This window comes from Bdellovibrio sp. BIS2 (assembly GCF_055398295.1).
On the sequence record NZ_AP035879.1, the window covers coordinates 363601 to 386576 of the forward strand.

The window sequence follows — 22976 nt, forward strand, 5'->3', positions numbered from 1 at the left end:
TGTAAATTATATGTAAGTAAAGAGGCTATTTTCAAATATGGACCAAAGTTTGTGTTCCTGAAAAGGTCCACAAAATCATATATTTAACTTACATAAATCGGGGTCTGATTAATCCCGGAGCTCTTTGGGGGAGGCCACTTTGCTTTGGATGAAGTAACGAATCCCGATGCTGGCGCCGTACTGGTCGGCGTACTCGTTGGACTTTTTGGTCAGTGAATATGAATAGCGCCCTTCGGCCACAATCGAGAAGCGATCCCGGTTGATCAGCTCATACTGAAGGGCCAGATCCAAGCCGGTTTCAGTGGTGGAACGAGCGGTTGTTCCCATGTCCTCTTCCGGAGTGAAATCATTGTGAAGCACATCCACAAGACCCATTGGATAAGACGTATAAAGAGCCAAAGAGGTCGAAAAAAGTTCAGTCCACCAGCGACGGTATCCCATTGTGATGTGCATCAGCTGCGTTTTTTCAGCGACCGTGCGGCTGCCGTCTCCACGGAAATAGGTTTTGTTCATGTAGATCACGGCGATTTCAAGACTGCCTTTGTTGTCGACATCCCCATTGGCCACCAACGAAATTCCGGTGTCCACCTTGTTTTGTCCCTGTTCGTGGCCGTCATAATTTGTCTGAAAGAAATAGGGACTGAGTGTGGCCACGACGTTGCCACGCTGAGGGATGTAGGCTTGGACTGATTTTGCAGCCAGCAGCGAGATACTCAGCGACAGGAGGCAAAGGATAAGTCTAAAATACTTCATGTTTGGAGACTAAAACGTGCAGGGGAAAAAAGCACCAATATCTTTCGCGCGCATAAGTGCTCTGGGGTCAGTGATGCTGGCCCTGGCCCTGTATTGTGGAAACGCGCGCGCTGAATACTCTGAAGCCGAGTCTGAATCCAAGGAAGGCAAATGGGAAAAATCCTTCATCACCGGCAATATCGCCATTTCTGAATGGTTTGACGGTGTGGCCGAAGGGGTCGATTTGTTTCTGGCAGGTCAGCAGTACACCACCAAACAGAACAAAACTGCCTTCCTGATTGAGCCGTCTTTTTATTACAATGAAAAAGAGGGTTACAACGACGCTTTCGCATTCAATTTCAACCTGCGTCTTCCCAATGTCGAAGAGTACTGGCAGATCACTTTTACCAGTTATGATGAAACCAAAGAGCGCGGTATTTCCCAGACATATCTACGGCAAACCCCGCGCGAAAGGGATTACGGGGCGACCTTGGGTTTCTTCCGTAAATTGGGTGACGTCAAAGCGTCTTTCCAGCCGCGTATCAGCTTTGCGGGATCTTTTCTGATTTCGCACACACTGACATTTGAAAGTGTGGTCGAGCGTGGAAAAAACTATCGCGTGAATCCAAAGATGCAGTTTTATGCAGATGCTGACAAGGGCACGGGAATCTTTTTGGCCTTCAACTTTGCCTTTCAGCTTTCTCAGCGCTTCAATCTGACTTTTGTGAATGAAGGGGATTATGAAGACCGCGCCCATTTGTTCACGGTGACCAATGGTGTGGCTTTGGGGCAGTGGTTCTCGAAGGTGACCAATATGTCTTACAATATTTTTGTCACCTCGAAGAACCGCCCGAACTATCAGATGAAAAGCTACAATCTGGGCGTGGCCTGGAGCCGCATCCTGTATAAGAACATGCTCGACGTACAGGTCATTCCAAATGTCGACTTTGCTGATCAGTATGACTATGTCGGAAATCCCGGCATTACGCTGAACTTCAATCTGAAGTTTTAAAGAACGCCTTCTTTCATCAGCAGATACTCTTTTACTTCCGGACCCCAGTGATACTTCAGAAGATTGTTACCCTGGCCGACGACGCGGTGACAGGGGATCCAATAGCTGATGGGATTTTTTCCCACCGCCGTGGCCACGGCCCGAACCGCTGAGCCCTTGCGAAGTTTCTTGGCCAGTTCAGAATAAGTAACTGTTTTTCCTGCGGGAATTTTCAAAAGCTCCAGCCACACTTTCATTTGAAACTCGGTGCCCTGAAGTTTGATCTGATGCTGGGTTGTCCAGAAGTTGCCGTGGTCCCAGGGCGCGGGTTGGAAAGAGCCGATACGCACGCTGTAGAATTTTGCAATCAAAGCCGCGAGGTCGCCTTCCACCAGCTTCTTCCCGGCATTGTAACTGCCCAGAAAAATCAACTGGTCCTCTTCGAAGGCCGCCAGCCATTCGCCGAATTCAGAAGGAACTTTATAGATTTTGAATTCAAGATCGGTCATCTGTCACCTCGCAGGAATGTGACAGATGTACCGCAGAAAGAATCCTTAAACAACCTCTTCAATGGCTATGCCCGTGCAGTAGCGGATGTCGAAGGCCTTGTGCTTTCTCAGCAGCGGGACCGCCACATCCTTTTCCTCGGCGTTCATGGTGACCAGGCACATCAGAATGTGCCCCCGGCGCAGCTCATCGTCCGCTTCCGTCAGGAAATGCCATTCGGCCGAGTCTGAAAACTTCACAAATTTGCGATAGTACTTTTCCATTAAGTCGGCGTGGATCGAATCCAGATCCACGGCTTCCACGCCTTCATCGCCCTCAAAGATATTGATGTCGGCCTCATGAAAGCCTGCATTCACCAGTGCCGAAGCAGCTTTGCGAACGTCTTCGGGATTGGAAAAGAAGGCCAGTGTGTGATGATTCAGAGAAGGCAAGCGGCTGGGGTGAGGCAGATGCTCAAGCTGACTCATGGGTTCCTCCTTCGGCTAGGATGCTTTCATTATAATAAAAGGAAGGAACAAGGCCGACGCAAAAATCAATCTTTGCTGATATGCAGATCAGGGCCGGACATTCTTCCGGCCCGATATGACTTTATTCAAACATTCCATCCATGGTGATGTACTTTTGATTGCCACTGGTCATACGAATGGATTGATAGAAGCTTTTCTGACACTGGCCACGCAGCAAGGCATCCACTGCGCCGATCATTGCGGTATATACATAGTCCACATTCAGCACGTCCATAGAGCTGATGACTCCTGAATTCGGAGCGACCGCCCGTGTACGACGCAGGAAATGGTCGCGGGAAGCGCAGGCCATCAGCCCAATCACTGGCGCCTGGCGGGACGAACCCAGCGCATTTAGCATCTTGTTGAAGCCGGGGCGCTTGGCTTTGTAATAGCCGCTGTAGTTCAGTTTGTTGGTTCCCGGATGAAAAACCGGAGGATAGAAGTCCGGTCCGCCGCCGTTGCGTGCGTGACCAAAGTAAAACACGGCATCTGCTTCGCGCAAAGAGCGGCTGAAGAAATCTTCTGCATAGCGGGAGCGCTGCGCCTGGGTGTCGCGATATTTCCCCAGATTGTCTGACAGGATTTCCGACGCTGAAGAGAAGCGGATTTCCACCCGGGCCAGAACCTTCTTTCCGTGAATGGTGACTTCGCGGGTGAACAGTGAGCTGTTCTGCGGGTCTTTGCGGAAGCCGCAGAAGCGTGCTTTGCCGCCGCAGGAAGAGGTCAAAAGATCTTTCAGGGCCTCATAGGCACCGATGTCCAGGGAAGGACTGACGCCATAGCTGCGTCCCGAATAGTGCACGTTGCTTCCGGTTGTCCAGTCGAAGTATCCAATCGCGATGCGAATATCCAGAGTGTTGTCGTTGATGATGGTGCCATAGCGTTTGTAGCAGGCATTGCGCTGCGAGGATTCCAAAGCTTTGGGATCATCAGTGCTTTTGTTTTCCAGCAGATCCAGATACCGCCATCCCATGGATGAGAAGCTGGTTTCATATATGTAGCCGACGTTTCGTTTTCCGAATCCAAAGCCGGCGAAAGATGTTTCGGCATAAGTGAACAGGGCGGCGCTCAACACAAGTGCTGATGACAAAAAGATTTTCATGGGTCCCCTCCAGGATTCCCAGAATAGAAAACGGGGCCGGATTCAGCCACAAAAACCAAAGCTTGTTGTGTAAGTGCAAATCAGGATCGGTAAATGGAAAAGTGTGAGAAGTGCTGGGGTTCTTCAATAGACGTCAGCCAGGGATGATCTTTGTGAATGCAGAATCTGGACAGCTTCCCGCGGGCGACCACTGTGATGGGCTGGCGTCTGGCAAGGTCTTTCAGGTCGTTCAGAGTTTTCTCAACCGCTCTTTGATTGCCGAAATCAAAGATGAAATAAATGTCCGCCAGTGGAGGTGAAAACTCCGCAGCAGAAAGATCCTGCGCCTGGGCACTGAGGTTTTTTCCGGTGTGATGAAAGAACACTCGTTGGGCTTCTTGCACGCGCAAAGCCTCCAGTTCAAATCCTGTAAAACTGCAGTCCGGATAATGGCGTTGCAGAACAAACGCCATGCGTGCATAAGCACACCCCAGATCCACAATGTGCTGGCCGGGCTGCAGGCTCAGCAGGTCCAGAATGTTGTGAATTTCGCAGTAGGGGGTTTGAAAAGCCTGCAGTGAAAGATGCTCCCAGTTCTGATGTTCGCCAGCGTTTTTCGGCAGGGCGCGAATCTGGGTTTCCACCTCTAGACACTGAAAGCCCAGCCAGTCGTCCACCAGGGCCGCATGGGCCTGGGCTTCATGATAGGCATAGTCCGTCAGTGGCAGCAGGGGAAAGGGGTTTTGCGGATCAAATTTCATGTCAAAGGGGTTGCGACACCGTTCAGGAATTTTTCCAGAGCTGGTGCGTATTCGGATTTGAAATCACGCAGCCCGGTCAGATGACCCGCTTCTGGCAGTGACAGCTTGGTCCAATCCAGATGGGTGTGCGGCTCAAACACCTGATCAATGTGATCGGGTGGAATCAATAAATCCTTCCAGCCGCGGATCGAAAGTATCTTAAAGCCCTGCGGGAAGGTTTTTAAGTCCTTGTCCAGATCCTTATGCAGGAACGGGCTCCAAGCCAGACTCAGCACCGGAGTCAAAGCCAGCCGCAGTGGCAGGGGGCGTATCTTGTATTCGTGAGTATAAAGGTTGTAAGCCGAAGGAATAAATTTTCCTGAGGGACCGCTGTCACACACTAAAGCCACCGTGTCGCTGCAATTGCGACGGGCCATGGCTTCAATGGCGGATGCCGTGGGATTAGAAAAAGAAAAGACGATCTTTTTCCCCGGTACGGAATTCAGCAGGGTTTCGATCTGATCAGCATAGATATGTTTAAGCCCGAATCCGCCTTTGGAGCTGATCGGAAGCTTGAGTGATGTCAGATCTTTGTGGGTGCCGGTAAGATTGAAGGCAAAAGCATCAAAACCCATCTCATTGACGAGTTTGATGTGACGAAGCAGCTGTTTTTTGCTGCCTTCGAAGAAGTGGACGAAAAAGACGACTTCTTCAAAACGTTTGCTGCGGGAATAAAAGAACTCCCCATCGAAGGGGAGTTCTTGTTTTTGCGTTTTGCGCATTAGTGTTTCTGGCTGTGAGTTGCGGATGGCCACAAATCAGTCCAGTGAGCGGCTTTGTGGGAAGCTTGGTTCGCATCTCCCAAAGCCTGTTCGGAAACCATGACTTTTTCAAGTGCGGTTTCAGAAAGAACCTTGCCGCAGGCTTCAACGATCGAAGCGTCGTCCAGGTGGTGGTACTTGAAGATCTCTGAAGGGCGACCGCACTTGGAGTGCTTGCGAACGGCAAGACATTCCTGACGAACACCAATGATAGAGCCCAAGTTGTCCAACAGACCGGCTTCACCGTCATGAACGCTGACAACCGGGATACGACGACCCGCAACCGTGATCAGGTCGCCGGAAGAGATCTCTTCTGCTTTTTTCAGATAAAGATCCGCGTTGATGCCCAGTTCGTTGCGCAGATAGTGGTAATCGTTTTCGTGAGCCTGGATACCAGTCAACAGATCAGATGAAGTCACCACGATCACGTTGGCATAAATGCCACGAGCCAGAAGAGCTTCAGAAGCTTTCATGGCTTCAGCCACCAAAGCACCCATTGCGAAGATGTTGATCACGTTGTCGCCTGGCTCGTAGCCAGCGTAACCACGATAATCAATCAGGAAGTAAGCACCTTTCAGTACTTCTTCACGAACAACGGCGAACATTTCTGCTTCGCTCATTGCTGCCACTTCCTCTTCGTTCACCGCACCCGCAACCGGGAATTCCGCGCGGGACAGTTTTCCTTCCAGACCCACTTTGAAACGAGCTTGTTTGGAAAGATACTTTGTGAAGTCTTTTTGTTCCGCACCACGAGTCACCAGACGAAGCAAGACACCAGAGCGGCCGGCGTTGTCGTTCAATACGTGTCTGCGGATCGCGTCCACCATGATCCAGTCAAGTTCTTGGCAGAAGTATGGCTCCCAAGTGATCTGATTCGGGATTTGAACGTCGGATTTCCAGCCGTGCTGAGCGCCTTCCGGAGAAAGTGTCACACCTGATGGAGTACCCACGCAGATGAAAGAGGATTTCCAGTACAGGTTGTAGAAGTACTGATCCAATGCACGTTTCAGGAAGAAGTCATAAACCGTCATCAATGGGATGATAGGCACACCCACGATATCACGCATTTTTCCGAATGCGCCCACGCAGGACATAACGTTGCCTTCCGCGATTTCAAAGCGCAGGAAACGATCCGTTACGTCTTCACCAGGAACCAGATCCGGAAGTTTGCCGTCTTTTACGCCCAGTTCTGCCTCGATGTCCTGAACTTCCTGAGCACCGAAGATCTTACCATCCATCGCTGGATTCAAGTTCGTGGAAGTACCCACGTCCGGAGCCATGGAGATGAACAGCTCGCCTGGCAGTTTGAATGGTTTTTCATTGTCCGTCAGGGCTTTTTGGCCCGCTTTCAATTCAGACTCATTCAAAGAAGTGTTGGAGATACGAGTCAGTTTTGCAGTCAATTGGCCCAGCATCCACTGCGTGTGCGGGTAGCTTGTCATCTTCGTGTTGATTTCCAAAGAAGATGGCATGTCGCCGAACTCAGCAAGTTTGGTCAGGAAGAATTCCTGGTTTTTTGCCTTCAGGGCGTTTTGAGCTTTGATGTCAGCATAGATCTTCTCGCCACGAGCGGCCAGGAACTTGCCTTCAACAGATTTTTCATCAAAGCGAGCGTACAAAGTGGTGCCGGTGATGCCTTGTTTTGCGCGCAGTTCTTCAACTTCATCTTCGTGTGGAAGAGAAGAGTGGTTGCCCTGCTGAGCCGCCGCCTTCAAGCCCCAGCCTTTCAGGGTGTGAGCGATGATGATGGTTGGCTTGCGCTTGGATTCTTTGGATTTCATCATGGCTTTCGCCAGGGACATCATGTCGTGTCCACCGAAATCACGAAGAGCTTCGTAAACATCCTGATCCGCCGTCGCAGCCAGGAACTTTTTAAGAGACGGGTAGTCTTTGGCCAAAGTGTCTTTCAGCAGCTTCAGGTCATGAACCAAAAGCAACGCCTGAAGGTCATAGTCCGTCAGTTCTTTTTCAAGGAAGTTTTTGAAGGCTTCGCCTTCTTTTTTCGTGAACAAAGCTTCACGCTTGCCGCCGTGACGAACCTGGATCACTTCCCAGCCGTTGGCTGCCATGGTTCTTTCAACACGGTCTGCATCCGTACCGCCCAGGATGGCGTTGTTCACCAGACGGTGACCATCCAAAGACTGACGGTTGTAATCCAGAATCCAGGTCAGGTTGCCGATCTCACGTTCAGAGAAATCCGGAACCGCTTCGTACATGGAACCTTCACGGAATTCAGAGTCCCCGCAAACCGCCCAGAAGTGAGCGTCTTTTGGCACATCGTAACCGTGTTCAGCAGCATAGCGGTACGCCAATGCCATGTAACCGGCTTCAACAGGTGGAATGCCCACAGAGCCAGACGGGAAGAAGTTGTGTTGATCCGGGTCATACGCAGAGTGGTAGGATTGGAATACATATTCGTCACCGTTAGAGAACTTGCGCAGACCGTGCATAGCCTGGTTGGCTTCTTCCAAAGACAGTTTGGAAAGATCGGACTTCAGCAAATTGTCCAAAAGATAGTTGTAAGCGTGGTCTGTTGGGGAAGCATGCGGTTTGTTCGCGATGTGATCGAAACCGGATTTTACCAACAGGTGCAGCGCACCCATGATGTGCAGGGAGCTTGCGCAACCGGCAGGGTGACCACCGATTTTAGGATCGCCTTTTTCTTTGTCCGGGCGATGATTGGCTTGCCAGATCATCTGGGTAGCCAGGTAATGGGCGCGTCTAGCGATAGAGTCCAGAACCTCAGGTTTTGCGTTTTTGAGATTAGTGTTATCCACGTGGTTCTCCTAAGTTTTTTCAGTCTTTTATAGCGACTGCAAACTAGCACTCTACAGAGGAGGAGTCCATGCCTTTAAGCCCCGCAGCAAGAGTTCTGGCTCTATTTAGGACGAAGGGGCTGTGCCCTACGCAGCCCTGAATGAATATTTTTCAGTTTAGGGGGCCTGTTCTTCGTGGCTTTCCTCTATGGTGCCTTCCGGAGTGTGTTGCACGCGGCCCACCTCAGGTTTTGATGGCTTTTGATGTCGCCCGGTTTCATGCAACGGGGGGCTGCGTTTTTGTGTGGGTTTTGTGGACGAAACGGGCTTGTTGGGGTGATGTTTCACGGGTGACCTCCTGGTGGATAAGAAGGCCGTGAATGCAAGTTTTGCGCTGTCTGTGTTCGGCTTAATTTGAGTTACACGAAACAAGGCAGGGCAAAGTGCCCTGCGATGGGGGCAATCTGCCCGCAGACGATCAGGTGGTTTTTTTCACCAACAGGCGGTGCAGAGCCAAAGCCAGCACACCACAGAATCCAATCATCGCACACATTGGCAAGGTTGTGCCGTCATGCAAACGACTGACCGCCGCGGAAGACAGTGCCGCAATTCCGTACTGCAAAGTTCCCAAAAGGGCGGAAGCACTGCCAGCCGCTTTTCTCTGTGTCGCCATAGCCCCGGCCGTGGCGTTGGGGAACGTCATGCCTAACGCGGCAATGAACAGGAACAGCGGGATCGCCAGACCCCAGAAGCCCCAGTTAAAGATTCCGGCCATGGCCAGAATCACACCCAGCAATCCAAGAACGACAAAGATTTTATCCAGAATCACGTCATAACTCAGGCGTTTCAGCAGGCGCGCATTGATTTGTGAACACGCAATCAGGCCGATGGCGTTGGAACCAAACACCCAACCAAAACTTTTCGCCGGAATATTGAAAAGATTGATGAACACGAACGAAGAGCCGGTGATGTAGGCAAACAGCCCCGCCTGGGCCGCGCCTCCCGCCAGGGCATATCCCATGAAGTGGCGGTCTTTGATAATTTGCATGTAGTTTTTCAAAGAATCTTTGATATGCACCCGTTGATCCGCTTGATGTGTCTCAGGAAGGAAGAGGGCCAGCATCACGATGCAGGACGTGCTGATAATCACCATCAAAGCAAAGATGGCGCGCCAGCCGAAGAATTCAGAAATGTAACCGCCAAAGAACGGAGCCAGAATCGGAGCAACCCCCATCACCAGCATCAAAAGTGAAAACACGCGCGCGGTTTCCTGATGAGTGAACAGATCACGCACGATCGCCCGGGAAATCACCACGCCGGCGCAGGAACCCAAAGCCTGCAGGAAGCGGAACAAAATCAGCATCTCCACATTCTTGGTGAAAGCGCAGACCAAAGACGCCAATGCGTAAATTCCCAAACCCACGTACAAAGGTTTTTTGCGCCCGAAACGATCAGTGATCGGGCCATAAAAAATCTGACCGGTGGCAAGACCGATGAAGAAAGACGCCAACGACATCTGCACAGATGACAAAGGCACATTCAGATTTTCTGCGATCGCCGGAAACGCCGGCAGATACATATCGATGGAAAGTGGACCGAACGCAGTCAGACTGGCCAGCAGAAGAATCAATAAAGCAAAGGGAGTGTTGGGCTTGGCGGAAGATTGCATAGGCCCGTCATAACAGGAAGCAAAGTGATTTGCACGAGGGAAGTCGGCAGAGGCTTTTTAATGAAAAAAGCCTCATGAAAAGAGCTTAGGTTTCCAGAACAAAGTCCCAGCGGATTTTCACAGTGCCATCACCTTCCACGATGCCTTTTGGCGGATTCGGGAATGGAGCAGCAGCGCGGAAAGCTTCAATGGCAGCGTCATCAAGATCTTGCACGCCAGAGTCGCTCAAGACCTGCACGCGAACCAGAGTGCCTTTGTCATTCAGAACAATCATCAGTTTTGTGATGCGGTCCTGGTTGGCAGCAGCGGGAGCACGGCCTTCTTTGAACATTTTGCTCAGTTTATCACGCACGCGGCCTTCCCAGTGCTGGGACAACTGCTTGCGGATGCGGTTGTAGTAAGAGTAATACTTGAACTCGCGGGTGTTCAGCAAAGTCTCAAGACCCACTTCAACGTCTTTAATATAATCGTTGGATTGGCTGGCCTCAGCGCCTGTTCCGGTGTTTTGTTCACCGGTACCACGACCTTCACCCAGTCCAGTTTTTTGGTCGGCAAGCTTCTGTCTTTCGATCGCTTCATTGGCATCAAAACCTTTGAAAAGATCTTTGGCAATTTGCTTTTGGGACTCTTCAGATTTGGCCACATTCTTCTGGCGGCCGTCACCTTTTGGACCCGATTTTACAGCCTGGTCTTTTTTGGTGTTCTGGAACTGACCACGTTCAGCGGCGATAGTTTGTTTGTTAACCTTCTGGTTTTTGGCGGAAAGGAAGCGCGTGTCGACCTCTTCCTCATTCGCAGAGGTCTCACTTTGCTCTACAATCTGATTGGCAGGCACCTGCAAAGCCTTTTTTTGCAGGGCTTTTTCAGCTTGGGCAAATTGTTGCAATTGTTCCGGCGTCAGAAAATCAATACTGACAGTCTCTTTCAGGGGGGCTTCTTCTTTTAGCAAACTCGTGATGTAAAAGCCTCCTACGACCACAAAGTGCAGAAGCAGGGACAGCACAATATATTTTCTGAAAGTCGGTGACTTCTTCATAAGACCTCACCCCTTTCTATCGGTATTATGACACTTGAAATTGAGAAGATGGTGAGCCGGACTCAAAGATTGCGACCCAAGTCTAGGGCCAGACTTTGACTCTTCTGTCGGTAGTGGGTGAAAATGATACAACTATGAAATTTGACTCGTGGTATCTGACAGATAAAGGTCTTCGTCGTGATTCGAACCAGGATTCCTGTTTAATCAATCGGGAATTGGGTTTGTTCATTGTGGCGGATGGAATGGGTGGCCATATGGGCGGCGAAGTCGCTTCCAGCATGGCGGTGGAGACGGTCGAAGAAATCATGCTTCAGCCGGAAGCCACAAGAAAATCACCTCGCGAAGTGATTCTGCAGGCTTATGAAGAGGCTTCAAAACGCATCTTTGACAAGGCGGCGAATGAACGTCCCGAACTTGCTGGTATGGGCACCACCATGGTGATGGCTTATATCCGCGGCAAACATCTTTACGTCGGAAACGTCGGCGATTCCCGCTGTTATCTTTTCAAGCGCCCGAACCTTTGGCAGATCACCGAAGACCATTCCCTGATCAATGAGCAGTTGCGCGCCGGCGTGATGAGCGAAGAGCAGGTGCGCCAGTTTGTGGGGCGAAATGTCATCACCCGCAGCGTGGGTTATGAGCGCGAAGTTTATCCTGATATCATTGAGCGCGAGATCTTCCCTGGGGAAATTTTCCTCATGTGCTCCGACGGACTTTCCGGTTTGGTGGAAGACGGAAGAATTTCTGAGATTTTAAATCAAAATACACCTGACAAAGCCGTTAAAGCCTGTGTAGAACAAGCCCTGGCAAATGGTGGAGATGACAACGTCACAGTGATGCTGGTGCATTTCCACGAATAATTGTGAATAGTTACTGATAGTTTTAGCGAAGATATCTAAGTAGGGGTCAAGGTTTGGATAAAAAGAAGGTCACGCTGTTTATTGTGAGCAATCAGACGGGGAAAACCCGTAAGCTTGTGCTCTCGGCTGCCTGGCTTAAAGCCATCTCCTTTATTTCTGCCATCGTTATCATCATTTTTGCCGCCGGTCTGGTGGACTATTTCGGTCTGCTGTTGCAGGCCATGGAAAACAAACGTCTTAAAGCTGAAAATGCTCAGTTGATCAAACAGTTCCAGGTGGTTGAAAGTAAAGTCAGCGCCTTGGAAAACTCTTTGGAGCGCGTAAAGACCTTCACCACCAAGTTGAAATTGATCACGAACGTCGATGCCGACGACCGTATCACCAAGCTGACCATGGGTCCGAAGCCTGCTGCCGGTCAGCCGGTGGAAGAATACGAACCGATGGAGCAGCGTGAAAGCACCGACGTTCTGGAAGAACAGGATCAGGTCTTTGCCAACAAAAAGCCTTTGAACGATCAACAGGGTGAACTGGCCAACGAAAATGCGGATAAAGACTACGCCTCTTTGGTGGTTCGTATCGACAAGGCCGTGAAAGAAACCCAGTTGAAAGAACAAAGTGTCATTGATCTTTGGGAAAGTCTTTCCGAGCGCCAGAGCTTGCTGAACTCCACGCCGAACATGAAACCTGCTAAGGGCTGGATCACCTCACGTTTTGGTTATCGTGTGTCTCCGTTCACGGGTAAGACCGCCTTGCATGCGGGTCTGGACATCGCCGCGGCGCCGGGTTCACCGGTATATGCTCCGGCTGATGGGGTTATCGTCTTTGCCAGTTACGATGAGTCTTACGGTAAGCTGATCACCATCGATTACGGTTATGGTGTGACGACTCGTTTTGGTCACTTGTCACAGATCTATGTTCAAGTCGGCCAGCGCGTGAACAAGTGGGACGTTGTGGGCGCGGTGGGTAACACCGGACGTTCAACAGGCCCGCATTTGCACTATGAAGTCCGCATTAATGGTACCGCCGTAGATCCAATCAACTACATCTTGGACGAATAGACCGGAACCGTTGAAAAAGGCCCATCCGACTGCGTTGTCGGCGCACCTTCTCGCTTCGACGTGCTTGGAGCACGCCTGCGCTGCGAGGGCGCACCTCCGCCTTGCGGCTGGACCTTTTTGAACGGTTCCTCGCCAGTGGATTTGGCAAATATCATGGAAAATCTTTGAGTATATTTTTTTGTAGGTACTAAACTTGAGGTGAGGTGCTTATGAAGGTTATATCTTTTGTCCTGGTTCTTTTTGTTTCATCTTCTGTTTTGGCGGCGTTGCCGCCGCAGTTTTCGGAGTGTTTGCAGCAGAACAGTGGATCTAATATGACGGCGGCGGATGTGAACGAGATCGCGAAAGTGTCGCGCATCACTTATTGTCAGAATCAGGTTAGTCTTATTGGTAAGACGGAACTGTTGTCGATGCTTTCTAATCCCAATGTGAATATGGGTCTTTCCGTCAGCAAGACCAGCTATACCAATCAGGATTTTGCTGATATGGCAGCAGCCGGCACCTATGTGCTTTATGTTGATAGCAGTCGCCTTTCCCGCGACAACCTTGTGGCTTTGTTGAATGCGGGGGTGCAGCTGGTGGTGATGTCTGGAAGCTCGGGGTTGTCCCGCGCGGATCTTTTGATTCTGGCGGCGGCTAAGCCCTTTATTTACAACGTGAACTCGGTGGTGTTGAAGACAGACTTGCAGGACTATGTCCGGGCCGGGGTGCAGGTGGTGATTCGCACGGCTCAGGCGGGCTTAAGTCGGCAGGATATTCTGGATGTGGCTCAGCTCAATTCGGAGCGTGTTTCAATCTTCCCTTAAAAAAGAAAAGGGTCCCTTTTCAGAGACCCTTCACTTGGCATTAATTTAAGAAACTCGAATTACTGATTCATGACAGAAACAGCTGGCATTGGGCACTGAAGCTCTTTCAGTTTTTTGCTGACCAGGTTTGCTTCATTCTGGAAGCCCTTGGAGCTCAGAACGAATTTCGCCTGATCCACTGTGGACTTCACATAACCACGACCATTTAGCTGAGCATTACCACGGCAGGAAGTTACAACGGACGCATCCATTTTAACATCCAAAACCGGATCGATCATGTCGCAGAAGAACTGGATCGCACCGATATGGTCGATCGCTGAAGACCAATCCAACCATGCGGATTCAAGCTGCTGACACGCGATTTCGTTTTCGCGAGAACCTACTGGCAACTGATCCAGAGTGAAGTTCGCCAGATTCTGGCTGATCTTCTGGCTTGCTACCTGAACTTTCGGATCAGTGTAGTAGCCGCCCGCCGGAGTGATGATCACAGCTTTACCCAAACCAGCATCAGTCAGGCTGTAAGAACCTGCACGCAAAGCTTTCATGTTGGCGATGAAGCCGGAAATAGCCTGGTCATGCATGGTTTTAGTGTGGTTGATCCACGCCAAAACCGGTGGTTTACCGAAGCCCCAAGAGCTGCGGGAGCCGAACAGACCGGATTTCAGATTGACCATGCGCTGAGCCAGTTCAGAGCGGTCGATGATGGAGTTGTCTTGAGACAACTGTTGCATCGCTTTTTCAACACGCTTGATTGTTGTTCTTTCAGTTTCGATCAAAGTGTACTGAGCTTTCCACTGACGATAATCCGCATTGCTGGAAAGTTGAACTTCCAGATCAGACTTGGATTTGGCCACCACGTTGCCAGTTGTGTTAACTGCCTGACGGATGCCCTGGATCCAGGAACGACCCGTCTGCGCACAAGCTTTCAAAGCGGATTCGCTTTCGCCGGATTTAGCTGCATATTCAGCAACACGTTTCATGGAATTGGTGTGCAGGGTTTTCAAAGTCAAAGCCTGAAGTTTTGTTGTACGGTCAGATTGAACTGTCGCACGCTCCAGATTCACGATCGCAGAAGACGGGAAGGTCTTGCCATCCGCACCCCAGTTCACCAGCTCGTTAGCCAGTGTACAAACCATCAGGTCGTCGTTGTTACTTTGGATTTGTTCTTCAACCGTTGTGATGTCCGCTTTATCGCTGACAAACTGATTGCCCACGGCTGCCAGGTATTTCTCGGAAGAATCTTTATACTTCAGCAGGTTTGCCAGTTCGCCGGTTGGCTTGGCAAATTTCGCATTGTAAAGGTCCACGTTCTTTTCAAGCTCCTGAGTGATCTTTTCGATCTTGCCGGACTGAGCCAGTTGCATGAAACGAACTTTCTTTGCCACTTTCGTGTATTGGCAGGTGTTCTGAAGAACCGCTTTGCGGTGTTCAGGATTGCTCATGTCCAGAGTGTTCTGATCGATCATCTTTGCAATCGCAGAAATACCGCTGGTTGCAACCGCACCACCGATAACGAATGGAAGCGCCGGACCCAGCGCCGCGTTCATGGAAACCGCGAACAAAGCGTATGGAGCCAGGCCGTTGATCACGTCGTTCAGTGCCAACAGAACTTTACCGGTGGACATCGTCTGACGACCACACTTGGAGTTCAGGAAGTTGTTGTTGTTGACGATGTCACCCAGATTACCCACCGCCGTCAAAGCAGACGCCATTGTGGATTCGATGGAGTTCACATTCACCTGGGAAGGATCCTGTGCCGTCATGAGTTTTTGAAGAGCAGAAATGCTTTCTTTGATCGCATTACCGTTGTCTTCCAAAGATTTAGCAGAAGGACTGCCAGTACATTCCGGAGAAGCTTTAACCTCTTTGGAAAGGGAGTCGATTGCAGAAATAAGTTCTGCGTGAGGTCTATTGTCGAAGAGTGGACAGCTATAAGCCTCAGGAACCTTCGCCGCATTCATTTTACCCGGCGTGGTTGAAGTCGCCTTCACCGTCGAAGAACGAGGTTGGGAAGAAGAACCGCCGGAGCTTGCAGAGCTTGAGTTGGATTTGCCGCCGCCGCCACCAGTGGAGGGAATGGTTGGAGACGTCGAACCCAGGCCGGTATCGCTGTTGTCGTCATCGCCGAATAAATTCAGCGGGAATGTTGATGTGCTTCCAGCCGCCCACACCTGCTGAGGTGTTTGGGGGACGATGAAGCTTGCCGTTAGCGCGAATGCCATCACGCCACACTTAACGTTCTTGAGTTTCATAGAGTCTCCAGTGTTTAACTTTTCGACAAGTAACTAATTTTGTGTGTCGTTTTGAGCCAGTCAGCAAGACGGCTGTGATCTAAGTTCTTGAAATCACAACAAACCCGCTGACTGAATTCTTAGGACCCACAAGTTCACGCACCATTGATGCAAAACCGGTGCGCAGATGAATCGTTTTGAAACAAGTCCATCGACTGGCTGACAATTAGTTGTCATGTGAAGTGCCGCTGGACGTCCTTGGTCTTAGATCCCGCTCTACTGCTGTTATTTGCTCATTATCTCCGCTTTAAAGGGACTGGAGCCACTTTGGGTGGAATGCTCTTTGTATATGGAGGTATGTATGAGACTTCTGGTTTCTTGCCTTCTAATGATGATGGGTTTTTCGGGTGCCTGCTGGGCCAAGGTGGACTTGCGTACCACGAAGCCCCTGGTGATTCCTGAGGATAAAGTCACACCAAAAATCACCAAAGAAGACGTCGCTAAAATCATTCCTTTGGACATTCAAAGCAACGAAAGCACGGGTTCTGTGATGAGCCGTATCGCAGATCGTGGTTTCAATATGTGGTTCAATTCTCCGATTATCAAAAACAGCCTTTTGGGTCGTGCTGTGGAAGAAACCCAGGAAAAGCTGAAAACAGACGTGGTGGTGCCAGCGGCAACTCCGCGTGGAGTCAGTCACAAGTTTTCTTTCCGTGTTGAAGCCTTCCAGGCTTTGGCAAAAGTGGAATATTCCGGCTGGGTGAAAGCTGCGGTCAATTATGATGCGAAAGCTTCGGCAACCGATATTCAGTTCAAAGACAAAGTCATGAACAACAAAGATCTGGTTGTCAGTCACAAAGCCAACAAAGAACAGGGCCTGTCGATGATTGGCCTTGCCTGGTCCTGGTAAGCGTCCTACCCTTAGGACATGGAAAAAATCGTATTTATCTCTGGAAAAAGAACTCCCTTCGGAGCCTTCGGCGGCTCTTTGAGGGATGTATCAGCAACGGATCTGGGTGTCGCTGCCGCTAAAGCGACTCTGGAACAAGCCGGTCTATCTGCAGACAAGATTGATCACGTGGTTTTTGGCAACGTGGTTCAGTCCGGTGCAGATGCAGCTTATCTTCCAAGACACATTGGTTTGAAAACCGGCGTGCCGGTCGCAGTGGGCGCCTTTGCGGTCAACCGTCTGTGTGGCAGTGGTTTCCAGTCCTGGGTGAATGCGGTGCAGATGATCCAGTGTGGGGAAGCCACAGCGGTTCTTGCCGGTGGTGTCGAGCAAATGTCCCAGATTCCTTATGTGGCCCGCAAAGTCCGCTTTGATGGCATGCGCATGGGGAACTTCGAACTGGAAGATCTAATGACCTCTGCATTGACTGACGCTTACGCAAAGATGCCAATGGCGATCACCGCCGAAAATCTGGCGGTGAAATACGGTATCACCCGCGAAGAATCTGACAAGTATTCCATCCAGTCCCAGCAGCGCTTCCATGCCGCGGTCGAAAAAGGTTTCATGAAACAGGAAATCTGCCCGGTCACAGTTGAAGGCCGTAAGGGCACTGTGGTTATTGAAAAAGACGAGCATCCTAAACCGGATTCCACTTTGGAAAAATTGGCAACGCTAAAGCCTGTCTTCAAAAAAGACGGGATTGTGACAGCGGCGGCGGCGTCTGGAATTGTTGACGGGGCGGCTTGTTCTTTGTTGATGAGCGAATCCAAAGCCAAAGAACTGGGTATGAAACCAATGGCGCGTATCGTGAGTTACGCTTCCGTTGGTTGTGACCCGACAATCATGGGTATTGGTCCTGCGGGCGCAGCAAGACTGGCTTTGCAAAAAGCCGGACTGACTCTGGATCAAATGGATCTGGTGGAAGTGAATGAAGCTTTTGCGGCCCAGTATCTGGCGGTGGAAAAGGAACTGAAGCTGGATCCGGCAAAAACCAACGTCAATGGTGGTGCGATTGCTGTCGGTCACCCTTTGGGCGCTTCCGGTACCCGCATCATGAATCACTTGGTTTACGAGCTTCATCGCCGTAACGCCAAGTATGCGCTGGGCTCTGCTTGTATTGGCGGCGGTCAGGGTATTGCGATCATCATCGAAAGAATCTAACAGAGGGGCCGCCAAGGACTGCGGCCTCTGGAACAGGGACTCATGGAATTTAATTTAAGAGAACGAACGGCGCTTATTGTTGGACCTTTTAATTCAACCGTTCAAAGTCTGGTGATGGGTTTGACCCAAATGGGTTCTGACTGCGTCTTGCTGGATTTTGACAACAGTGCCAGTCAGCGTTTTTGCAATCAGATCAATGATGCCCGTGAAATCAATCCCAAGTTCGGTCGTGCGCTGGGAATCAAGTCCCCGATGAAGACTGCGGATGACATCAAAGACGCGGTGGGCTCGGCAGCTCACGCGTTTGGCAGTGTGGATCTGTTCATCGATGCCCAGGCCTACAACAAACCCAATCGTTATAAAATCGGTGACAGCATTGATTATCTGGATGATGAAATCCAGCATAACTTCAAATCTTCGGTGATGCTGACCCACGCGGTGCTAAACTTCCTGAAAAACCGCAAGCGCGGGCGTATTCTTTATCTTCTGAATGAAATATATCCGGACCCAATTCTTGCGGGTTCTCGTGGGGCGCTGGTCCCGTTTGCGCAAAGCCTTTCCAAGCAAGTGGCTGAACACAACATCACGGTGAATGTGCTGAAGCTGGGTTTGACCGAAGAATTCATTCTGGCCATGCACCCGGAAGCCAAATCCATCAAAGAAGCGGTTGAAACTTTAAAGGTGAAGGAACCGCACCTGCGCATCACGGAACCAGAGAAAGTCACCAACACCGTGACCTATCTGGTCAGCCAGTTTGGTGCGGCGGTGAACGGTCAGGTTATCTCTTTAAGTTAGGTTTAAAAATGCAGGCAACCGGTAAAATCACAATCACCCCTCATTCTCCGATGTTTCAGTGGTGGGATTTCATCCCGCACTACACGCTGAAGGACTATTGGAACAAGGCTCCTCTGGAGCTGGATCTTTCCGAAGTAAAAGCCATCTACAAGCGCGGCCCGGCCTATCTGTTCGCCTGCCAAAGAAACGGCGTGGATTATGTGGTTTACATGGGGTCGGTTCCCGAAATGCTAGGGCATCTTCCGGTCACCGATGTCGGGCCTTTTGAAGTGGTGAAACTTATCCGCAAGTTCCCCTCAAAATGGAAAAAGGCCTTCCCCAAGCTGTTGGGTCTGGCCTTTGTCACCATCATCCTTTTAAAGATGTTCTTTTCTTTCCGAAACTAGAAGCAGGCGGTCTTCAACAGGCCGCTTACAGTTTCAGGCTTTTCAGAATCAGTTCTGCCTGTCTTAGATTTTCCGGAGCTACATAGATACGGTCGATGATACGAGCACCTTCGTAGCGCTGGAAGATCTCTGTCGTCTGATTGATCGGGGACGGCTGCGCCCAGCGATCATACTGGTCCACCACATAAATCTGCAGTGCACGCTCTTCCGGGGAAGCCGTGTGATACTTCGACAGACGCGCTTTGGAGCTGGTGCGGATCACTTCAATGCCATCAGCTTCCAGGGCCTTTTTAATTGCTTCAGGGCTTTCTGATTCCGCCGTGTTGTGCTGCTCGATCAGAACCTTGAACGGTTTTCTTTGTGCGATTCTCTGTGCCCACGGGTTGTCGGCGCCGGACAGATGCTCGTGCAGGCGATAGTCATTGTACTTGGTGTATTCGTTAATATCCCCCGGCAGCACGAAGGTGCAATCCGGTGAAGTCAGATAACGGTTCAGCATTTCCTCATAGATGATGCTCTTGTGATGGCAATAAACCATCAAGTGCATGTGGTGACGGGAAATTAAGAAGTCATCGAAGGAATAAAGCGCACGGCGATTCAGTCCCAGATACATTTTGTTTTCACGACGGTGAAAGGTCATGTTCTGAATCAGCCAGGACAGATCGATTTTTCCGTAGTTCGTGCCGCAGAAATAACTGTCACGCTCAAGATAGTCCATGCGGTCCACATCCAGTTCGCTGGACACCAACTGGGACAGGATCGGGCGGAAGTCGACGCCATTGTCGACAAAGAAATCATCCGGGCAGTGCAGGGCCTTGTCGATCAGGCAGGCCACGTGGATCGGCTGAATGTCAGGGAAGTTCGTGCGCAGGGTTTCGGAGATCGCAGAATCCGTGACGTATTTAATTGTATAGTCTTCGTGATTGGCGCGACGGTTGTGATTCATCACGGTGTGCGCCTCTTCGCCGTATTGTTCTTGTTCTTTGTAAAGCTGAATCTTCAGCTCTGACAAATGCGGCATCACTTGCTCTGTGGTGTGGCTCAGGGGACCGTGGCCCACATCGTGAAGCAAAGCCCCCAGGCGCAACACCTGACGGAAGCGGGTTTTGACTGAGGGTTTTGAGAACGGATAAACGCGGAAAATCGCATCGAATGTTTCACCGGCAAGATGGCCCACACCGACAGAGTGAATGTAGCGGTTGTGAGTCGCACCCGGGAAGCTGAACTCGGCATAACCAAGCTGTTTGATTGCTCTCAGGCGCTGATATTCTGCCGTATCAAGCACGGCGACTTCCTGTTCAGAGTAGTAAATAGAGCCGTGAACGGGATCGCGAATTTCCATGGGGTCTCCTAGCAGTGAATCTCAATTAGCTGTCATTCATGGGGGCTGTCAAACAGCTTCATCTATAGATAAAGGAGGTCTTTGCGCTTGCCTAGATATGCCTGTTTGATACAGGACCAAGGGCTAGATACAGGGTTTTTGCCTCTACAGGCTGCGGCGAAGTGGTTTGAAAAAACTTCATTGATAATAGCTATTTAGCCTTGATTTTGGCTGGCGGGGCGAGGGTCCCTGATACAAGCCCTCGGTCCAGAAATGTAAAAAAATGAGACGTATCACTTTAGGAATTTCTGGGGACTCCGATGAGTAAGGTAAGCAAATGAACCGCCCAAGGGCACCACGGTAGGTGCACTGAGTTTCAAGGATAGAAACTCAGAAATCTTCAAGGAGGAGGAAACATGGGTCTCAGAATTAATACGAACAGTGCTTCGTTGAATGCTCAGAGAGTTCTCTGGGGGACGAAGATCGGTCTTGATAAGAGCATGGAAAAGCTCGCTTCAGGATTCCGCATCAACAGAGCTGGTGATGATGCCGCCGGCCTAGCGATCTCTGAGAATTTGAAAGCTCAGATTCGCGGTCTAAAACAAGCATCCCGAAACGCTCAAGACGGTATCTCTCTGGTTCAAGTGGCCGAGGGTTCCATGAACGAGATCTCTTCGATCTTGATCCGTCTGAGAGAATTGTCCGTACAAGCAGCTTCCGATACTATCGGTCCTGTAGAAAGACAGTTCCTGAACGTGGAATACGATCAGCTGGTTTCCGAGATCGACCGTATCTCCGAAGGTACAGAGTTCAACGGAACTCAGTTGCTGGCGGGTGTGGGATCCATCCTGGACTTCCAAGTTGGTACCAGAAATAATCCTGAAATCGACCGTATCTCTTTCGACGCTTCCAAAGCCGATGCAAACTCTGCAGCTTTGGGTGTGAACCTGACTTCAGTTTCTGACAAAGCTTCTGCACAGAACGCTTTGGCGGCGATTGACCAGGCGATCGTCAGTGTCTCCGCAATGCGTGCAGACTTCGGTGCGATCCAGAATCGTCTTCAATCTACAGTTTCAAACATTCAAGTGTCTGTAGAGAACATGTCAGCCGCTAACTCTCGTATCAGAGATGTGGATGTAGCTGAAGAGACATCTGAAATGACCAAGAACAACATCTTGTTGCAAGCCGGTACTTCCGTCCTAGCACAAGCGAATTCCCAAGCTAACGTAGCACTTGGACTCTTGAACAAGTCATTCCAGGGTTAATCCTGGAGTGACCTAGGTTCCCGATCTTGACTGATCAAGATCACCCTCAAGTGTAACGACCCGAGCTCTGTAAAACGAGCTGACAATTTGATCTGTTTCCTGCGACGAGGCCGTCTTTCACGGCGGCCTCATTTTTTCAGTCAAACTGTGACTGGCGGGGATGGATGTGTGAAACAGGATTCTGCCTTTTGGTAAAGCTCTCTTTCGAGTGACTTTATCCGCCGATTTTGCATGCTGCATTTTTCTTCGCAGCGACCGAATTTTCAAAAAGTTTTTCCTCAGCAAAAAATAAAAAAGAAAAGACAAAAACTGGACTCGAGCAGTTGCATTATTTTTCCGAAAAGTTAAGCAGGGAACTGTATCGCAAGTTCCGAATATTAATTTTACAGGTGCACGGATCGCGCCTTATGCCAATGGATGGCAAACTTTCACGGAGGAAGAACTATGAAGCACGGAGGATAGAATGGGATTAAGAATCGGTACCAATGTGGCAGCGTTGAATGCACAAAAAAATCTGTACATGACTAACATCAACGCAAACAGATCAATGGCAAGATTGGCTTCTGGAATGAGAATCAATCAGGCCGCTGATGATGCTGCAGGTCTTGCGATCAGCGAAAACCTCAAAGGACAAATCCGGGGTTTGAGACAGGCCAACCGAAATGCCAACGATGGTATTTCCCTTGTGCAGGTCGCAGAAGGCAGCTTGAATGAAGTATCCAATATGCTCATTCGTTTGAGAGAATTGGGTGTACAGGCTTCCTCTGACACGATTGGTGAAACAGAAAGAAAGTTTTTGGACGTTGAGTATCAACAGCTGAAATCCGAGATCCAGCGTATTACTGAATCCACGGTCTTCAACGGTTACGAACTACTTAACGGTACTGGTGGGATGATTGACATCCAGGTCGGCGTAAACAACGACGCTTTCCGTGACCGTATCAGCTTCAACGCTGGCGCGGCCAACGCCTCCATTGATGCCCTGGGATTGACGGCAGAGAATGTGGGGACCAAGGAAAGTGCTCAATTGAGCCTGGGGACTATCGATTCCGCTTTGACATCGGTGAACGCGATTCGCGCGAACTTCGGTGCGCTACAAAATCGTCTGCAATCAACATCGAACAACTTGTTGATCGCTGATGAGAACTTGTCAGCCGCGAACTCCCGAATCAGAGACACCGACGTGGCGGCAGAAACGTCCGAGATGACAAGAAATAACATCTTGTTGCAGGCGGGTGTGTCAGTCCTGGGTCAGGCGAACCAGTCACAACAATTGGCTTTGAAGCTTTTGGGCTAAGGCTGAAT

22 protein-coding genes are annotated in these 22976 nt (G+C 50.2%); 10 read left to right on the forward strand and 12 right to left on the reverse strand.

Going from position 1 to position 22976, the window contains the following annotated elements:
• Positions 1-108: 108 nt before the first annotated feature.
• Positions 109-753 carry a hypothetical protein gene (locus tag ACZ520_RS01795; RefSeq protein ID WP_464127259.1) on the reverse strand — a complete coding sequence of 215 codons (645 nt, stop codon included), beginning with the start codon at positions 751-753 and terminating at the stop codon, positions 109-111.
• A gap of 73 nt (positions 754-826) precedes the next feature.
• Here ACZ520_RS01795 and ACZ520_RS01800 point away from each other — a divergent pair, with 73 nt between their 5' ends.
• Positions 827-1744, forward strand: a complete 918-nt coding sequence (locus tag ACZ520_RS01800) for a hypothetical protein (RefSeq protein ID WP_374031859.1) — start codon at positions 827-829, stop codon at positions 1742-1744.
• Here ACZ520_RS01800 and ACZ520_RS01805 read toward each other — a convergent pair.
• From ACZ520_RS01805 to ACZ520_RS01845, 9 genes are all read right to left on the reverse strand, one after another.
• Positions 1741-2232 carry a methylated-DNA--[protein]-cysteine S-methyltransferase gene (locus tag ACZ520_RS01805; RefSeq protein WP_374031860.1) on the reverse strand — a complete coding sequence of 164 codons (492 nt, stop codon included), beginning with the start codon at positions 2230-2232 and terminating at the stop codon, positions 1741-1743. The genes ACZ520_RS01800 and ACZ520_RS01805 overlap by 4 nt on opposite strands.
• Positions 2233-2277: 45 nt before the next feature.
• On the reverse strand, positions 2278-2697 hold the full coding sequence (locus ACZ520_RS01810; RefSeq protein WP_374031861.1) for a hypothetical protein: 420 nt from the start codon (positions 2695-2697) through the stop codon (positions 2278-2280).
• Positions 2698-2818: 121 nt separating this feature from the next.
• Positions 2819-3838 carry a hypothetical protein gene (locus ACZ520_RS01815; protein ID WP_416479582.1) on the reverse strand — a complete coding sequence of 340 codons (1020 nt, stop codon included), beginning with the start codon at positions 3836-3838 and terminating at the stop codon, positions 2819-2821.
• An 80-nt stretch (positions 3839-3918) separates the two neighbouring features.
• The gene (locus tag ACZ520_RS01820) at positions 3919-4578 is read right to left on the reverse strand and encodes a class I SAM-dependent methyltransferase (protein WP_464127264.1); all 660 of its coding nucleotides are present in this window, start codon (positions 4576-4578) and stop codon (positions 3919-3921) included.
• Positions 4575-5339, reverse strand: coding sequence for a hypothetical protein (locus ACZ520_RS01825; RefSeq protein WP_374031864.1), 765 nt, complete (start codon positions 5337-5339; stop codon positions 4575-4577). The genes ACZ520_RS01820 and ACZ520_RS01825 overlap by 4 nt, the downstream gene beginning before the upstream one ends.
• Entirely contained in the window at positions 5339-8155 is a 2817-nt protein-coding gene (locus ACZ520_RS01830; protein ID WP_464127266.1) for a pyruvate dehydrogenase, read from the reverse strand. The genes ACZ520_RS01825 and ACZ520_RS01830 overlap by 1 nt, the downstream gene beginning before the upstream one ends.
• 156 nt (positions 8156-8311) lie before the next feature.
• Positions 8312-8482: a hypothetical protein gene (locus tag ACZ520_RS01835; RefSeq protein ID WP_417867633.1), complete on the reverse strand. Its 171-nt coding sequence runs from the start codon at positions 8480-8482 to the stop codon at positions 8312-8314.
• A gap of 130 nt (positions 8483-8612) precedes the next feature.
• Entirely contained in the window at positions 8613-9803 is a 1191-nt protein-coding gene (locus ACZ520_RS01840; protein WP_374031866.1) for a Bcr/CflA family multidrug efflux MFS transporter, read from the reverse strand.
• Between the two features lie 85 nt (positions 9804-9888).
• Positions 9889-10839, reverse strand: a complete 951-nt coding sequence (locus ACZ520_RS01845; protein WP_088566434.1) for a TonB family protein — start codon at positions 10837-10839, stop codon at positions 9889-9891.
• A gap of 134 nt (positions 10840-10973) precedes the next feature.
• Between ACZ520_RS01845 and ACZ520_RS01850 the strand changes: the two genes are divergently transcribed.
• From ACZ520_RS01850 to ACZ520_RS01860, 3 genes are all read left to right on the forward strand, one after another.
• Positions 10974-11699 (forward strand): Stp1/IreP family PP2C-type Ser/Thr phosphatase, encoded by a 726-nt coding sequence (locus ACZ520_RS01850; RefSeq protein WP_038452089.1) that lies wholly within the window; start codon positions 10974-10976, stop codon positions 11697-11699.
• A gap of 53 nt (positions 11700-11752) precedes the next feature.
• Complete coding sequence (locus ACZ520_RS01855; protein WP_088566433.1) at positions 11753-12757, forward strand: M23 family metallopeptidase; 1005 nt, start codon at positions 11753-11755, stop codon at positions 12755-12757.
• A 209-nt stretch (positions 12758-12966) separates the two neighbouring features.
• Positions 12967-13563 (forward strand): hypothetical protein, encoded by a 597-nt coding sequence (locus ACZ520_RS01860; RefSeq protein ID WP_464127270.1) that lies wholly within the window; start codon positions 12967-12969, stop codon positions 13561-13563.
• A 59-nt stretch (positions 13564-13622) separates the two neighbouring features.
• Here ACZ520_RS01860 and ACZ520_RS01865 read toward each other — a convergent pair whose 3' ends face one another.
• Positions 13623-15815, reverse strand: a complete 2193-nt coding sequence (locus tag ACZ520_RS01865; RefSeq protein ID WP_464127272.1) for a hypothetical protein — start codon at positions 15813-15815, stop codon at positions 13623-13625.
• A 340-nt stretch (positions 15816-16155) separates the two neighbouring features.
• On the opposite strand from ACZ520_RS01865, the gene ACZ520_RS01870 reads away from it, so the two are divergent.
• The 4 genes from ACZ520_RS01870 to ACZ520_RS01885 are packed head-to-tail and all read left to right on the forward strand — an operon-like array spanning position 16156 to position 19085.
• Positions 16156-16704, forward strand: a complete 549-nt coding sequence (locus tag ACZ520_RS01870) for a hypothetical protein (RefSeq protein WP_088566430.1) — start codon at positions 16156-16158, stop codon at positions 16702-16704.
• 18 nt (positions 16705-16722) lie between these two features.
• Positions 16723-17904: an acetyl-CoA C-acetyltransferase gene (locus tag ACZ520_RS01875; RefSeq protein ID WP_464127274.1), complete on the forward strand. Its 1182-nt coding sequence runs from the start codon at positions 16723-16725 to the stop codon at positions 17902-17904.
• 42 nt (positions 17905-17946) lie between these two features.
• The gene (locus ACZ520_RS01880) at positions 17947-18699 is read left to right on the forward strand and encodes an SDR family oxidoreductase (protein ID WP_416479577.1); all 753 of its coding nucleotides are present in this window, start codon (positions 17947-17949) and stop codon (positions 18697-18699) included.
• Between the two features lie 50 nt (positions 18700-18749).
• Positions 18750-19085, forward strand: coding sequence for a hypothetical protein (locus tag ACZ520_RS01885; protein ID WP_417867642.1), 336 nt, complete (start codon positions 18750-18752; stop codon positions 19083-19085).
• A 25-nt stretch (positions 19086-19110) separates the two neighbouring features.
• Here ACZ520_RS01885 and ACZ520_RS01890 read toward each other — a convergent pair whose 3' ends face one another.
• Positions 19111-20427: an HD domain-containing protein gene (locus ACZ520_RS01890; protein WP_374031871.1), complete on the reverse strand. Its 1317-nt coding sequence runs from the start codon at positions 20425-20427 to the stop codon at positions 19111-19113.
• Between the two features lie 395 nt (positions 20428-20822).
• On the opposite strand from ACZ520_RS01890, the gene ACZ520_RS01895 reads away from it, so the two are divergent.
• Positions 20823-21671: a flagellin N-terminal helical domain-containing protein gene (locus ACZ520_RS01895; RefSeq protein WP_011162997.1), complete on the forward strand. Its 849-nt coding sequence runs from the start codon at positions 20823-20825 to the stop codon at positions 21669-21671.
• 463 nt (positions 21672-22134) lie between these two features.
• Positions 22135-22968: a flagellin N-terminal helical domain-containing protein gene (locus tag ACZ520_RS01900; protein WP_015089592.1), complete on the forward strand. Its 834-nt coding sequence runs from the start codon at positions 22135-22137 to the stop codon at positions 22966-22968.
• The last annotated feature ends 8 nt before the right edge of the window (positions 22969-22976 follow it).